Source organism: Pseudomonas rubra (genome assembly GCF_028656935.1).
GTDB lineage: Bacteria > Pseudomonadota > Gammaproteobacteria > Pseudomonadales > Pseudomonadaceae > Aquipseudomonas > Aquipseudomonas rubra.
In genome coordinates this window covers 1-14,045 of the sequence record NZ_JAMDGZ010000058.1, presented here as the reverse complement: position 1 = coordinate 14,045, position 14,045 = coordinate 1, and the positions used below count along the sequence as shown (strand labels likewise).

At 57.3% G+C, this 14,045-nt stretch carries 11 protein-coding genes and 1 pseudogene; 6 read left to right on the top strand and 6 right to left on the bottom strand.

The annotated features are described in order from the left end of the window. Positions 1 to 3 precede the first annotated feature (3 nt). The 3 genes from M5G17_RS23335 to M5G17_RS23325 all read right to left on the bottom strand — a co-directional run bounded on the left by M5G17_RS23335 (position 4) and on the right by M5G17_RS23325 (position 2,409). Entirely contained in the window at positions 4 to 609 is a 606-nt protein-coding gene (locus M5G17_RS23335) for a DUF4823 domain-containing protein (protein WP_273895253.1), read from the bottom strand. 66 nt (positions 610 to 675) lie between these two features. Next, a complete protein-coding gene (locus M5G17_RS23330; protein WP_273895252.1) occupies positions 676 to 1,644 on the bottom strand; it encodes a GTP 3',8-cyclase MoaA in 969 nt (322 codons plus the stop codon). Between the two features lie 126 nt (positions 1,645 to 1,770). Further along, complete coding sequence (locus M5G17_RS23325; protein ID WP_130265647.1) at positions 1,771 to 2,409, bottom strand: TetR/AcrR family transcriptional regulator; 639 nt, start codon at positions 2,407 to 2,409, stop codon at positions 1,771 to 1,773. 72 nt (positions 2,410 to 2,481) lie between these two features. On the opposite strand from M5G17_RS23325, the gene M5G17_RS23320 reads away from it, so the two are divergent. Continuing rightward, on the top strand, positions 2,482 to 3,615 hold the full coding sequence (locus tag M5G17_RS23320) for an aminotransferase class V-fold PLP-dependent enzyme (protein ID WP_273895251.1): 1,134 nt from the start codon (positions 2,482 to 2,484) through the stop codon (positions 3,613 to 3,615). A 244-nt stretch (positions 3,616 to 3,859) separates the two neighbouring features. Here the strand turns inward: M5G17_RS23320 and M5G17_RS23315 are convergent, their stop codons facing one another. The 3 genes and pseudogenes from M5G17_RS23315 to M5G17_RS23305 all read right to left on the bottom strand — a co-directional run. Next, the gene (locus M5G17_RS23315; protein WP_273895250.1) at positions 3,860 to 4,642 is read right to left on the bottom strand and encodes a TatD family hydrolase; all 783 of its coding nucleotides are present in this window, start codon (positions 4,640 to 4,642) and stop codon (positions 3,860 to 3,862) included. A gap of 42 nt (positions 4,643 to 4,684) precedes the next feature. Next, positions 4,685 to 5,671, bottom strand: coding sequence for a DNA polymerase III subunit delta' (locus M5G17_RS23310; RefSeq protein ID WP_273895249.1), 987 nt, complete (start codon positions 5,669 to 5,671; stop codon positions 4,685 to 4,687). Continuing rightward, positions 5,664 to 6,005 (bottom strand): annotated as a pseudogene (locus M5G17_RS23305) (dTMP kinase); the annotation flags it as partial. The pseudogene M5G17_RS23305 and the gene M5G17_RS23310, both read right to left, overlap by 8 nt. A 112-nt stretch (positions 6,006 to 6,117) precedes the next feature. Here M5G17_RS23305 and M5G17_RS23300 point away from each other — a divergent pair. The 5 genes from M5G17_RS23300 to M5G17_RS23280 are packed head-to-tail and all read left to right on the top strand — an operon-like array spanning position 6,118 to position 13,881. Further along, a complete protein-coding gene (locus M5G17_RS23300) occupies positions 6,118 to 6,996 on the top strand; it encodes a deoxynucleotide monophosphate kinase family protein (protein WP_273895248.1) in 879 nt (292 codons plus the stop codon). Then, positions 6,996 to 9,179 (top strand): hypothetical protein, encoded by a 2,184-nt coding sequence (locus M5G17_RS23295; RefSeq protein ID WP_273895247.1) that lies wholly within the window; start codon positions 6,996 to 6,998, stop codon positions 9,177 to 9,179. Before M5G17_RS23300 ends, M5G17_RS23295 begins: the two co-directional genes overlap by 1 nt. Next, on the top strand, positions 9,172 to 11,439 hold the full coding sequence (locus tag M5G17_RS23290; protein ID WP_273895246.1) for a tyrosine-type recombinase/integrase: 2,268 nt from the start codon (positions 9,172 to 9,174) through the stop codon (positions 11,437 to 11,439). Before M5G17_RS23295 ends, M5G17_RS23290 begins: the two co-directional genes overlap by 8 nt. Continuing rightward, the gene (locus M5G17_RS23285; protein WP_273895245.1) at positions 11,432 to 12,505 is read left to right on the top strand and encodes a hypothetical protein; all 1,074 of its coding nucleotides are present in this window, start codon (positions 11,432 to 11,434) and stop codon (positions 12,503 to 12,505) included. Before M5G17_RS23290 ends, M5G17_RS23285 begins: the two co-directional genes overlap by 8 nt. Before the next feature lie 2 nt (positions 12,506 to 12,507). After that, positions 12,508 to 13,881 (top strand): site-specific integrase, encoded by a 1,374-nt coding sequence (locus M5G17_RS23280; RefSeq protein ID WP_273895244.1) that lies wholly within the window; start codon positions 12,508 to 12,510, stop codon positions 13,879 to 13,881. Positions 13,882 to 14,045: the final 164 nt, after the last annotated feature.

Here is a 14,045-nt window from a genome sequence, read left to right as displayed (position 1 = left end):
TCCTTAACGACTCATACCCAACAGACTGCGAGCGTAATCCTCAAGCGGGGGCCTGAGCAAATCTTCGGGCTTGTTGTCGTGGAACGTCAGCAAACCGCCACGGCTTTTGATTCGCGCGGTATCGATCAGGTAACGGGTGCTGGTTTCGATCAGCATCAACTGCACCACACCGGTGTCGATACCCAGACGGTCGACCGCCTGCTCGTCGTACCACTCATCGCCATTGCCGATACGATCATCGGTGCGGGCAAAGCGTGTATACAGCAGGTAATGTGCGCCCACTTCGCGGGCCTCGACCAATGCCTGTTCCAGGCCCAGCGGCGCCGGGGCACGGCGAACCATGGGAAAATACTCGATAAAGCCATTGAAGGCTTCTTCAGCTACTACGTTGGGGCGCGGATACGGGCCCTTGCCCGGCGGCACGAAGGCACCCTGGCCAATGTAAATGAATGAATCAGGCTGCAGACGCACCGACAGCGAGCGACGGGTGTCGCTGTGATCGAGCAGACCGGCATCGCTCATGTGATAACGGGCACCCTCGCCCATATCGCTGACATTCATGCAGCCGCCCAGCGCTATCAGCGCCAGCAGCAAAACCAGGCTACGCATCTATCCTCCAGTGGCCGGTGACGGAAAACCGGCGAACAGCTGGCAGATGCAGCTTTTGCGCCAGTCTTAGCCGCCAATGATCTTCATCACCGTCGCGCCGCCAGAAAATGCCACTGTTTGCTTGTCGCCAAGGGCTTTGACCAGCAACCCCTGCAGTGCCGGCAAGGCCTGGTGGCGCGGCTTATCGAGCAAATCGCCGATAAAGTGACGGTTGCTCGAGGACAGGCAGCCGTGCAGCCAGCCGGTGGAGGACAGGCGCAAACGCGAGCAGGTGCGGCAGAACGGTACGCTCTCGTTGGCGATCACGCCAAAGTAGCCATGCCCCGGGATCTGATAACGCAAGGCGGTGGCATCCACCGGGGCATTGGCCTGCAGGTACTCGTACTGCCCACCGATCAATTGCAGCAAGTGCTCGAGGCTGACGAACTGCTGCAAAAAGGCATTGCTGTCGCGGGCCAGGTGCCCCATGCGCATCAGCTCGATGAAGCGAAGCTCATAGCCGTGGGCCAGGCAATACTCCAGCAGCGGCAGGACCTGATCGAAGTTCTGCCCGCGCAACGGCACCATGTTGACCTTGATCTGCATGCCGGCGGCGCTGGCCTGGCTCATGCCATCGAGCACCGTCGCCAGGTCGCCACCACGGGCAATGCGCCGGAAAGCGCCCGGGTCGAGGGTGTCGAGGGAAACATTGAGGCGACGGATACCCGCTGCGTGCAGCACGGGCAACTTGCGCGCCAGTAGCTGACCATTGGTGGTCAGGCTGATTTCATCCAGGCCGAGGGTGGCGATTGAGCTGAGAAAGGTTTCAAGCTTTGGACTGACCAGCGGCTCGCCACCGGTGACGCGCACCCGCTCGATGCCGGCAGCTTCCACCAAGTAACCCACGCCACGGGCCATGGCCTCGGCCGAGAGCTCGTCCTGGGCAGCCACCAGCCGCTTGCCGTCCGGCACACAATAGGTACAGGCGTAGTTGCAGGCAGCCGTCAGGCTGACACGCAAATTGCGAAAACGCCTGCCTTGGCGGTCGACGATCATGGATGACTCCGGCATGGGTGAATCGGGCTCGCAAAACCTGACTCAAAAATCAGGTTTTTGCAAGCCTCATACCTGAGTATATTCCTCGGCACCCCATCCCAGTAGCACGATGGTTGGCTGAATGTCTCAGCTACCGGCGCTATCCGGGTCGCGCTTGCGCTTGTTGCCCATGCGCACGCCAATATCCATGAGGAACTGGAAGAAGCCTTCCTGATCTTCCAGCACATTGCTCCAGAACGGCGAGTGATAGAGCGCCACGGCGCCATGCACCAACGCCCAGGCAGCGCAGTAGTGGAAGTACGGCGGTACATCCTCGAGCTTGCCTTCGCTGATGCGGCCCTTGATCAGCAAGGTCAGGCGGTCGAAGTTGGAGGCGCGAATCTTGTGCAACTCCTCGACCATCTCCGGCACCTGGTTGCCCTTGACCACCTTCTCTTCAAGGCGGTCGAACAGCCGATAGCGCTGCGGATCACGCATGCGGAATTCGAAGTAGGCGCGCGACAGGGCTTCCTTGTCGCGGTCGACGTCGGCAGAGTGCAGCAGTTCGTTCAAATCGCGCTCATAGTCGAGCATCAGGCGCAGATAGATCTCCGCCTTGGACTTGAAGTGCTTGTAGATCGTGCCTTTGCCGATACCGACGGCATCAGCGATCATCTCGACGGTGACACTGTCTTCACCCTGTTCGAGAAACAGCTTGAGCGCGGTATCGAGAATTTCTTGCTCTCGGCGACGAAACTCACGGACCTTACGAGGTTCTTTCTGCATAAGAAGGACTGGATCAAAATCGAAGCCGGTTATTATGCCTAACTTGCGGCAAAATGCACGGATCATCCAACCATGTTGATGTTTCTTGATGAGTTTGAGCAGGCCCCGGGCCTGCGCTATCTGAATCATGCAGCCATCGCACCCTGGCCCAGACGCACCAGCCTGGCGGTTTCACGCTTCGCTAACGAGAACGTTTTGCTTGGCGCAAGGAACTATCCGGACTGGATCGTTATAGAGCAACGGCTGCGCGAACGCCTGATGCGCCTGACGAATTCGCCATCGACGGATGACATAGCTCTGGTCAAAAATACGTCAGAGGCGCTGTCGTTTGTCGCCTTCGGTATCGACTGGCAGGCTGGCGACCAAGTCGTCATCAGCGACGAAGAATTTCCTTCCAACCGGATCGTCTGGGAAGCCCTGGCCGATAAAGGCGTCAGTGTTATCCAGGTAAGCCTCAAGGGCAGCGATCCGGAAGGCGCCTTGCTGGCAGCCTGCGACCCCAAGGTACGTCTGCTGGCGATCAGCGCCGTACAGTTCGCCAGCGGCCTGCGCCTTGACCTGGTGCGTTTGGGGCAAGGCTGTCGCGAACGGGAAATACTGTTCTGCATCGACGCCATCCAGCAACTGGGCGCCCTGCCCTTCGACGTCCAGGCCTGTCAGTGCGATTTTGCCATGGCTGATGGGCACAAATGGATGCTCGGCCCGGAAGGCCTGGGCGTGTTCTACTGCCGAGCCGAAGTGCGCCCGCTGCTCAAGCTCAGCGAGTACGGCTGGCACATGCTCGAACACCTGGGCGACTACAGCCGCAACGAGTGGCAACCCGCCCACAGTGCCCGACGCTTTGAGTGCGGCAGCCCGAACATGCTCGGTGCAGCGGCGCTCGAGGCCAGCCTGTCGTTGCTCGAAGAGGTGGGCATGGATCAGGTAGCGGCAGCGCTGCAGGAACGAGTGCAATGGCTGCACCAAGGCCTGGCAGCCATCCCTGGAGTACGCCTGCACAGCCCGCAGGACTTGAGGCGCCGCGCAGGGATTGTCTCCTTCAGCATTGCCGGCATTGCCAACACCCAGGTCTACCAGCAGCTCAAGCAGCAACAGGTGGTATGCATAGTGCGGGGCCCCGGGGTACGATTTTCCCCGCATTTCTACACACCCAGACAGATAATCGACGAAACCCTGGCCATTGTGCGAGAAATCGCAGAGCGATGAGTGCTCAGCAGCGACGGACGTATTCCAAATCTGTTTAAAAAACGAGCAACTGTTGCTGGCGGCCCGCCAATCCTGACCAATACTTCAGGTGTTGGCGCAGCACATCCCCCCATGTTGCGCGCCGATAAAGGTGCTCAGGGACCGCGTGCCTTTGTTTTACTCCTAATGGTCTTAACCCGGATTCACCCCCCAGAACCCGGGTTTTTTTTGCCTGTTTTTTATCGCCGAACCTACCTGAAGCTATTCAGGCTACCCGGGCCAACGGGAACAGTCGCTTGAAGTTGGCCGTCGTCTGCGCGGCCAGTTGCTCATAGCTTTCACCACGTACCATGGCCACGAACTCCGCCACTTCGCGCACGTACTGCGGCAGGTTGGCCTTGCCGCGGTAAGGGATCGGCGCCAGGTACGGCGAGTCGGTCTCGACCAGCAGCCGATCGGCTGGCACTTGCCGTGCCACATCGCGCAACGCATCGGCATTGCGGAAGGTGACGATGCCCGACAGCGAAATGTAATAGCCAAGGTCCAGCGCCGCTCTGGCCATGTCCCAGTCTTCGGTGAAGCAATGCAGCACCCCAGCCTGGCCCAGGTCGGCATCGCGCAGCAGGTTCAAAGTGTCGGTGCGCGCTGCACGCGTGTGAATGACAACCGGCTTGCCCGTGACCTTGGCCGCCTCCAGGTGCAGGCGGAACGAGTCCTGCTGCACCTGCGCCGCTTCCGGCTCGTAGTGGTAGTCCAGACCGGTCTCGCCAATGGCCACCACATGCGGGTGCTCCAGCTCCTTGAGCAGCCAGTCCAGCGGCGGCGCACCATCAGGCGTAAGGTCCAACGGATGAATGCCCACTGAGCAGTCGACGTCACTGTAGCGCTCGCTCAGGTCCTTGACCGCCTGGGCGTTGTCGGCGCTGATGCCGATGCACAGGAAGTGACCCACTCCACGTGCGCGGGCGGCCTCCAGGGCCGCATCGAGGGAGCCCTGGTGAGCAGTGAGATCAAGACGATCAAGGTGGCAATGGGAATCTACAAGCATGGGCACATGACAACGCTGAAAAGTAATGAAGGAAGGGCCAGCTCAACGCTGGCCCGGCAACATTGCCCAGGACGCCAGCAGCGCCTCGAGCAACAGCACCCGATTGAGGTTGGCCTTGCCCAACACCTTCTGGCGCTGGGCCAGAATCCAGTCCTGGATCTCCAGGACCTTGCCCTGGTTGCTCTTCTGCGCCAGGTACTGGACCACTTTGCGCATATCGCTCAAGCCTAAACCCTCTTCGTCCTGGGTCAACTGATAACGCAGGACCAGGTTGGACCAGTCGCAGAACCAGTCGAACAGCTGCAACAAGGGAATGGCACTCCAGGCTTCGGCCAACTGGCTGGGCGATTGCTGCTGCTTGAGCAGCTTCTTCACGCCCTCAACCACCAGTGCACGCTGCTCGCGCACACCCTGGGACTGCAGGCTGACCGCAGCCAACGGCGAACCGGCGGCCAGGCTCAGCAGCTCCAGGCGCTCCTGCTCATCGCAGTCGGGCAAGGCCTGCTCAAGCCAGGCCAGGCTTTGCTCACGGCTCGGTAGCGGGCAAGCCTGCTGCTGACAGCGACTCTTGATGGTTGCCAGCAAGCGGCTGGGCTGATGGCTGACCAATAGCAGTACGGTATTGCCCGAAGGCTCTTCGAGGCTTTTGAGCAAGGCGTTGGCGGCGTTGACGTTCATGGCCTCGACCGGCTCGATCAATATCACCTTGCGCCCGCCCAACTGCGCGGTCTGCACCACGAAAGACACCAGGTCGCGAACCTGGTCTACCTTGATCGGCTTGTCGGCCTCTTCCGGCTCCAGCACGTAGTTGTCCGGATGGCTTCCCGCTGCGAGCAACAGACACGACTTGCATTGCCCACAGGCCTTCAGGGCCTCCGGACGCTGGCACAGCAACAAGGCCATCAGGCGCTCGGCCATAGCCCGCTTGCCGATGCCTTGCGGGCCGTGTAGCAGGTAGGCATGGGCATGCTGGGTACGCCCAGCCAATTGCTGCCACAAAGCCTGCTGCCAGGGAAACGCCTCAGCCACGGCAACGCTCCAGGATCTGCGGCAACAAGGTGTCCAGCGACTGCTGTACCTGGGCCAGCGGCAGCGCGGCATCGATCAGCCGGTATTGCTGCGGCGCAGCCTGGGCGCGGGCCAGGTAAGCCTGGCGCACGGCTTCGAAGAAGGCCTGGCCTTCTTGCTCGAAACGGTCCAGGCGGCCACGGGCGGCAGCGCGGGACAGGCCGATTTCCACCGACAGGTCGAACACCAGGGTCAGGTCCGGGCGCAAATCGCCCTGAACGAAGGTCTCCAGGGTGGCAATGCGCGCAAGCGACAGGCCGCGCCCACCACCCTGATATGCATAGGTGGCATCTTGTTTTCGGTTTTTCAAAAACGTCAACATCAGAAAATTATAACCCTTTTCACTAAAAGGTAAACGTGCTCAAATCCCCAGCCCACAAGGCTTGAGCCGAAAACAGGAGTACACCGTGAGAACCATTATCGGCCTAGCCGCCTTAGCCAGATCTGGCAAAGACACCGTTGCTTCGATGCTTCTGAGCATTCCGGGGGTCGCCGCCTTCGCTCTGGCTGACCCACTCAAGGTGGGGTGCCAAGCTTTGTTCGGCCTGACAGACGCAGAGGCGTGGCAGGACGACATTAAGGAAGAAACCATCGAGCTCTGGGCCCGTTCGCCTCGCGAGTTCTTTCAAACGGTGGGTACTGAATGGATGCGCCATCATAACGCAGACCATTGGCTAATGAGAGCTGCCAGGGAGATCAATCCCCCAGAACGCCCACAACCCCCTGCAACCCCCGCAAATCTCAGTGCCCCGGACGCTCCGTTCCTGCTGGCAGCTCAGGCGTTCTTCGACTTCAGCGACGACCAGATCTGGAACTCAGATTCCTACGAGACTCTCGACAGCTACTGGGGCCTCTCCCCTGCCGATGCCGTAGCGCTGCTTAAACGTCACGCTTACGACCTGTACCCGGACTTTGATGCCCGGCGCAGCCACCGCCCCGTAACAAAGCCGACCCCGCGTGGGCAGATCCCGGCAAACGCGAGAACAATCATCTTCAAGGACATTCGCTTTGAGAACGAAGCTGCGTTTCTTCGGGCGCATAACGGAGAGATTTGGCACATCACCAGACCGAACCTGCAGAAGATCAATGCTCACTCCTCAGAGCATGGCGTCGCCCAGGCACCTGGCGATCTGCATTTAATCAACGATGGCACCCTGGAAGACCTCAAGGCCCGTGTTGCGGAGGCCTGGCAATCCCACGTCCAGCGCCAGTCGCCCACAAAAAACAACACAGAAAACACCACGAAAAACAACTCTAAAACCAGCCAAACCGGAGACCGCAACTGATGTCTGCCTTCGACCACAGCATTACCGAAGTAGTGACCTCCACTGGCCGGAAGGTGGCGTGCTCATACCTGGGCAACCCTAACTATGATCCAACCAGCAACGTCTGCGCATGCCTCCATTGGTTGTTCCTTCTTTATTCCCCTGCCAGAAACCCCGCACGGGCTTACCTGCTGCGCGATGCCATCAGCCTCTTCGTGGACTTCGCGCACCTTCACAACTCGAACAACCCTGAACCTCTGCACATCAAGATGTACACGGACATCAACGCAGAGGTCTTCAACCGCTACATCGAGTACGTCTATGACCTAGGCGACACGCCTGCTAAGCCGGAAATCTTCAAATCAGCAGTCAAACTCGTAGCGGAAGAAACCGGAAAGCTTCCGCTGCTGACGCTGCCGATCGTGCCCATGCCGCCCAAGATGGGGAAAAACCCGCCTTTGTCCCCCGAGGGCCTCTATTCCTTGGAGGAGGCACTGTCCACGCACGTCAACCTCCTCTGGGACAAAATGGTATTCCGCGAAGAAGTGGAGAACGTCCAGCCGTATACCGCAGATGAGATCAACGACCAGGTGTTCCCAGTTCGGACTCGGGTCAGGATGCTGCAGTCCTTTCACTATCAGCGTGTAAACGACATCAAGCCAAACAAACAAGTGTGGCTGAAGCGACTCTCTGAATGCACGGATCCGGAACTTCGCGAGCTTACGCTCACCCCCGAAACGGCGATGCAACGCCTCAGAGCGATCTACGAACGCGAGGTGAAAAGTCTTCCCGCATTCGACGCGGGAGAAGATCCCCTGGCGGGCATTCCCATGAGCTTTTGGCAGCCTGACTACCATCGCGTGATCAAGACCTTCCTGATCCACGGCTACCCGTTTGAGATGTCATTGGATTACCTCTACAACGAGCTGCGCAGAAAAAACCTGAACGTTTACGGGGTGGGCTGCCAAGACGTCATCAAGCTGCTTCTGTACCGGTTCACCGTGGCGAACCGTGAGGAGGCGCTATTCCTACCGATGGTCGACGAAGTGCTTGGGTTCTATTACCCGACGGTCGTCGATATGACCGCCATCCTGCTGTTTATGATGTTCCAGTCAGGGTGGAACAAAGAGACAGCTCTGTCGCTGGATAAAGACAATTTCGAGCACCTCCTGACCGGCACCATTGATGAAGCAGTCAAGGTCGTGTTTGCGGAAAAGGTACGCTCTCAGGGTAATGACAAGACTTACTTCGACGCGAAACGCATTGAGATCCCCACAAGCGGTGATGATCCGTACTCCTTCTACAACCTGATTCTTCTGGCCAGGCACATGGCCGCGCCGCTGACCCGGTATCCGATCGACCAGATCCCAGTGGACATGACGGAAGACCAGATGAACCCGCTGTTCCTCTGCTTGCGCCTGAGAGAGGACTGGAGCCGGGGTGGCCGCCTTACCTCCATCGCTCACCCTAAAACGTTCCGGGTGTGCGTGCAGCATTTCCTTCAGCAGTACGAGGTAGTGGATAACGGAAAGAGGCTGACGAGCGCCAGTGAACTGACTCGACGCCTGCGCCCGACTTGGCTGCTTTACAAGAAGCGGGACAACCCCATTGCGCTGCTATCCATGACTATGGGCCATGAAAGTCGGGACACCACGGATATGTTCTACGACAACTCTGCAGCCGCTCACCAAGAACGCCTGCAGCGCTTGCGTAGTGAGCTGGAGGCCATCATTGAGCTGCTGCGGGCGCGTAGATTCAAAGGGATGCTCAGCAAGCATGCCCAAGCGCTGGCCGCAGCCATGTGGAAGGTTTTCCATATCCCGGGACAACTCAAGGCGATGTGGGGCTGTGCGGATCAAACTAAGCCGAATTGGGTCGGCTCCGAGATCATTGCCACGACTGGCAAGAAGTGCTGGAAGATCAAGGAGTGCATTTTCTGCTCTCAACTTCGGATTTTCCAAGACTCCCTGCCCTACCTGATGGAGCGTGATGCGCACCTGAGTGAGCTGTTGGAATCCGGCGCCGGCGGATTCTCATCTCGGTTTGTGAAAGAGCAAGAAGCTATCAGGTTCATCCTCGACGAATGGGGTGATTACGACGAGATCAAGCAAGCCGCTCGTTACCGCCGAAACAATGGGCCGCTGCTCCCGCGCGACCTCGATTTGTTGGAAATCATCTTTGAAAGTGAGGTGCACAATGCCTAATAACAATCTGACCTCCTTCTCGATTCAGCCTGACGGCACCTTGACCGAAGACGAGCAAAGCCAGCCAGCGGCCACCGCCGAGGTTAGCCAGGAAGGTGCTCAACCAAAAGCAAAATCAGAAGCCAAAGCCAAAGCCAAAGCCGAAGCCGAAGCCGAAGCCGAAGCCAAAAACCCTGGGCACCGGAAGCAAACTCGCGACCAATCCGACGACGAAGACACCGATGCAGCCGAAGCTACCGAGGCCGGCAAGAACATTATCGATGCAGACGCCCAAGCGATCCTGGATGACATTGATGAGGACTATTCGGAGGCCCTGCTGGAGGAGCTTGACGCACTTCAAGAGGAGCTGACGTCCAAGGCGTCACAGCCATCGATGTCGTTGGCCAACAAGATCGCCCAGATGGGCGAGGACTTCCCGGTTAGCAATGGTGTTCGCTACAGTGATGCCATGTGGTCATTGCCACACGGGCCTCACGCGCATCCGAACAACATCCGGTTTGATCGCGAACTCCCAGGCTCTAATGACCTCAAACGCGCGCTGACGTATCACACAGTCCCAGCGTTTTCGCCGTTTAGTTACATCCGCTCGAACACCACGACTAAGGCCTTTGGCAACGAGTACGCGATCGTCGAGCAGTACATCTTCAAAGACAACGGCCTCACTGCCGAGCCTCAGCATATTGCCCTGATCTCGATGCCGATGATCAACCAGGCGTTTGAGCGTGCCAAAGCCAGCACGGCGAAGCACCACTATTTCGCGCTTTTCAAGCATCTGCGCTTCTGGGCTAGGCTCTCCGAACAGAAGCTTCTCCCAGAAGCGCTTCGGCTGGATGTCTCGTCAGAGCATATCGACATCCCTGAGCGCCGAAAGGAAGTGGTACAGAATCGCTTCAACGGCGCAATAGAAAGCTGGATCGCGTATTCGGAAGAGGATCTGGAGATCCTCATGGAGTACGCCTTTTTCTGGCTGGAACGCGTGATGCCCAAGGCAGAGGCACTCAAGGATTACTTGGTGAAAACCGAATTCGCCTTCCTGAAGGATCGCGTGGTCACCCGGCGTGAACCCCTACTGGAGCTTGAGGCGCTGTGCACCATCGAAATCGATGGAAAAAAAGTGATGAAGCCTCAAGTGCATAAACATCTCAAAGACGATCTGCCGCACCTCACCTATAGCTGGGTAACTGGCTACGGCAAGGTTCTGGATGGCATTCGCAACTCGATCTTCATCCTCGTCGCTCTGGTGACCGGTGCGCGCAAGGGTGAATTGGCTGCGATGCATTTCTCTCATGTCACGCAAGATCATAACGGCGACTACTGGCTGAAGATCACTCGCTGGAAGACCGCTGCCAGTCCTAAGCACGGTGAGGATGATGCCCTTCCCCTACCCCGCTTTGTCGGTGACATGATCCGCAAATATGAGCAGCTGCGATCAATTCCTCCATTCGTGAAGGAAGGCTGGCTGTTTCAGCCTATGCGCTCAACAAAGGTCGTTAACAGGGCCACTCCCTCTCAGATCACGTCGGTGATCGAACAGCTCAAGAATGTGTTGCCCATCGAGCGGCTGCATTGCCACAGATTCAGAAAGACCATTGCTGAGATCTTGATCAACCGGGATGAGCGCAACATCGACATTATCCGTGCGTTGTTCGGGCACAAAAGCTATGCGATGACGCTTCGGTACATCGCGCGAAATCCGCTCATGGTGCGCAGCGTCGCCCTGGCGATTGAACAGAACTACGCCCGGGAGTTTCACGACATCGTTGCCGGCCTGCGGCTTGGTCATTCGGGGGCTGCTGCAGAGCGTATCTACAAGCAAATCCTCAAGCGTCCGGATGAGTTTGCAGGTCAGCAGTTCAAGGTGACCGTCGTCTCGTATGTCAGCCACCTGCTGAAGGCCGGAGAGCCCCTCTTCATCCGCCGTACCGCCATGGGCACGTATTGCCTCTCAGGCGAGCGCTTCACTCCGTCGAATCTGCCCCCTTGCCTGGAAGGCAGGCAGTTCGACGAGGGCTTGATCATGCCAGACCCTGGCAACTGCAAGCTGGAGTGCAAAAAGATCGTGATGCTGGGCTCAGCCAAGCAAGCATTGGCGGACAATATCCAGTTCTACGAAGCGGTGCTGGATAACGCTCGCGGGAAGCTCGCGCCCAAGGCGGAATCCGAACTGTTGCGTCGTATTGCGACGAGCGAAGGTCACCTGAATAACCTCATCAGCACCGGACACTCGGCGTCGAGGCACATTGAGGTGCGCCATGTCTAAGGTCAGTCCTATAGTGAAAAATGCCAAAGTCCCGGTACAAGCCGCTGCAGATGAACATAGCCCGGATGTCTTGCTTGCACAGGCGGCGGCTCAATCTGACCGTCGGCAGGTCATCAAGGACATCATCGTCTCGCATTACACGTCCGGCACCACCCACAAACTCAAGCTGGTGGAGGTAGCCCAACGCGCAGGCATTACTCGCCAAGCGCTTGATCGCTACTACTCAGAGTTCAAGCCTTACATCGCTGGTAAAAAAGACGTATCAGATCTTGTGGATGGCACAGTGGCCAAGGCCAAGGTGGAAACCCAGGCCACTATCAATGCCGTCGATGCGAAGTGGAAGGCACGTCTCGATCAGGTTCTGGTGGAGCGAGACAAGGAGATTGCCAGGGCCATCAACAGCCACATCAGCACATTGATGAACGATGACATCGCCATGTTCGAAAGCAATCAGCTGCGCAAGTCCTTGGAGAAACAGACCCTTCATGCGGTCGAGCTCATGAAGAAGAACTCCATACTGGAGCTCAAGCTGGCAGCAGCTTCCCAGCGGGAAGCACCGCTTCAGAGCACATCGAGTCAGAACAAAATAATTTACGATGTCGACATCGAGCAGTTGTGCATCCACTACCAACGCACGAAAAGCCTGGATGATTTTGAGGATGCTAAGGAAGCGGAGCTCATGGCCATCAGGGAAAAGTTTGCACGCTTTACATCTATGCCCGATGTACACGTGGTTCTCTTTGCAGACAGGTACATCTCCAGATTCAGAAATTTTGCCTCGCAATACGCGGCCTTACCTGGTGAAACCTGCTTGATAATACGGTTGCCATTGTTCTCCCGGGCAGAGATTAACAACTTCATCAAGCACATTCCCGCCGCCTTCAAGAAATCGCTGCACGTTCCCTACATGCTGCTGGACACTGAGCGAAAGGCGCAAAGGGTCTTCATCTATCAGCGCAACGCTTTACCCGAGCAGGAGATCCGGGCAGCCGATAATGCCGATGCGCCCAGCATGACCTGGGGCCTGGACGAGCTCGTCTTCTTCAAAGTCCCAGCCGGAGACTGATCGTGATTGACAAAACGCATTCGTCTAGCGTCAATGCCGGTCTGCAAATCAAGACCAAGCAGCTCACTTACAACAGCGTAGAGCTGGGGATGGAAGTTACGCACTGTGTGCTGGTCGCCCAGCGGAAGAACAAGCAGTTATTGCTGAGCCACCCCAACCTATTTCTGTATAAACACACCCGGTCATCGATAGCGACCTCAACACGTTACGCGACTCTTATTTCGATGTTCTACCGGTTCCTGTCGACACAGCCGAAAATGAAGAACGTTGATCTGGAGTACTACCATGCCTTAGCGGACAACAGGGACATCCGCCGATGGCAGGTGCACCGCCAGCTTGAACGGCTCGAAAAAAACTCTCTGAAGCCGTCCTCTGAAACCATCTTCGAAGACGCTAAAGTGCTCCTGAACTTCTTCAGGTGGCTGAACGAACACGGCTATGTGACCAATGTCGATGTGACGACCCGAACGTGGCGCGCGAATTTCCGTAGTGGGCGGATGCTCAACTACATCAATCGAATTGGTACGTCGAGGATTAACTCGAATAACATCCGAGTTTTGGACAAGCAAAGTCGGCAGAAACAGTACGATTTCCTGATCACTGACGATGAAATCAAGCTGCTTTTGCAATCGTACTCAGACCCCGTATATGCGTCTATCTTTCTTCTCGCGTTAGGTACCGCGATGCGTCCTATGGACTTGGTCAGATTCCCGTATCTGGGTAATGCCGCGAACAAGCACATCATGCCGTATTCGAATATGAATAAGGGAGATGTGACCACGCAATACACGGTTTACAACAGCAAAGGAGGCAAGGATCGTGAGATCACCATACACATGGATGATCTTAAAGCCCTCGAAGAGAACTACATCATTCCCCACTATGGCGTTCGTAAACAGCTCTACAAGAAGCGGTTCAAACAAGACTGTCCGCCCGATGTATTGTTTCTGACCTCCCGGGGGATACCCGTCGATGTCGACAGGATTGCGTCTCGAACGCACGATGCGAAGAACAACGCCGCGAAGATCGACAGCAATTTCAGGTCTCACATCAATTTCTACCAGACCAGGCACTGGTGGCCGACCCAGTACCTCATAGGCTTCTTCGGAGATCGCTTGCTAACGGAGAATCTAGAGGTGCTCTACCTGGCTGCCGCTCAAGCGCTCACCCGGCAGATGGGTCATGAAGATGTCGCCACCACTTACAAATTCTACGTGAGCATGGCCCGCGTCCTCATGTTCGCCCATAAAGGACATGCGCTGGATCTGATCCGCGCGCCTGAGCACTCCGTGTCCAGTTTCATAAAAAACCTGCGCCCGATAGATCGAAACAAGTTGGTGGAGGATGGAGCCGGGGAGGGAGGAAGGGCCGCCTAGCCAGCGAGTAAACGCAGGATACTTGGCCGTTCGCGACAGTAAGCGGCCCCTTACCAGGGCCGTTTTATCTAGGAGTGCCTCAAGCGCTCAAGCCCCACGGTAACACCACCATAATGATGATTACTGGGAGGACTCTTCCAGTCTCTAAGGATGCTCCGAACAAG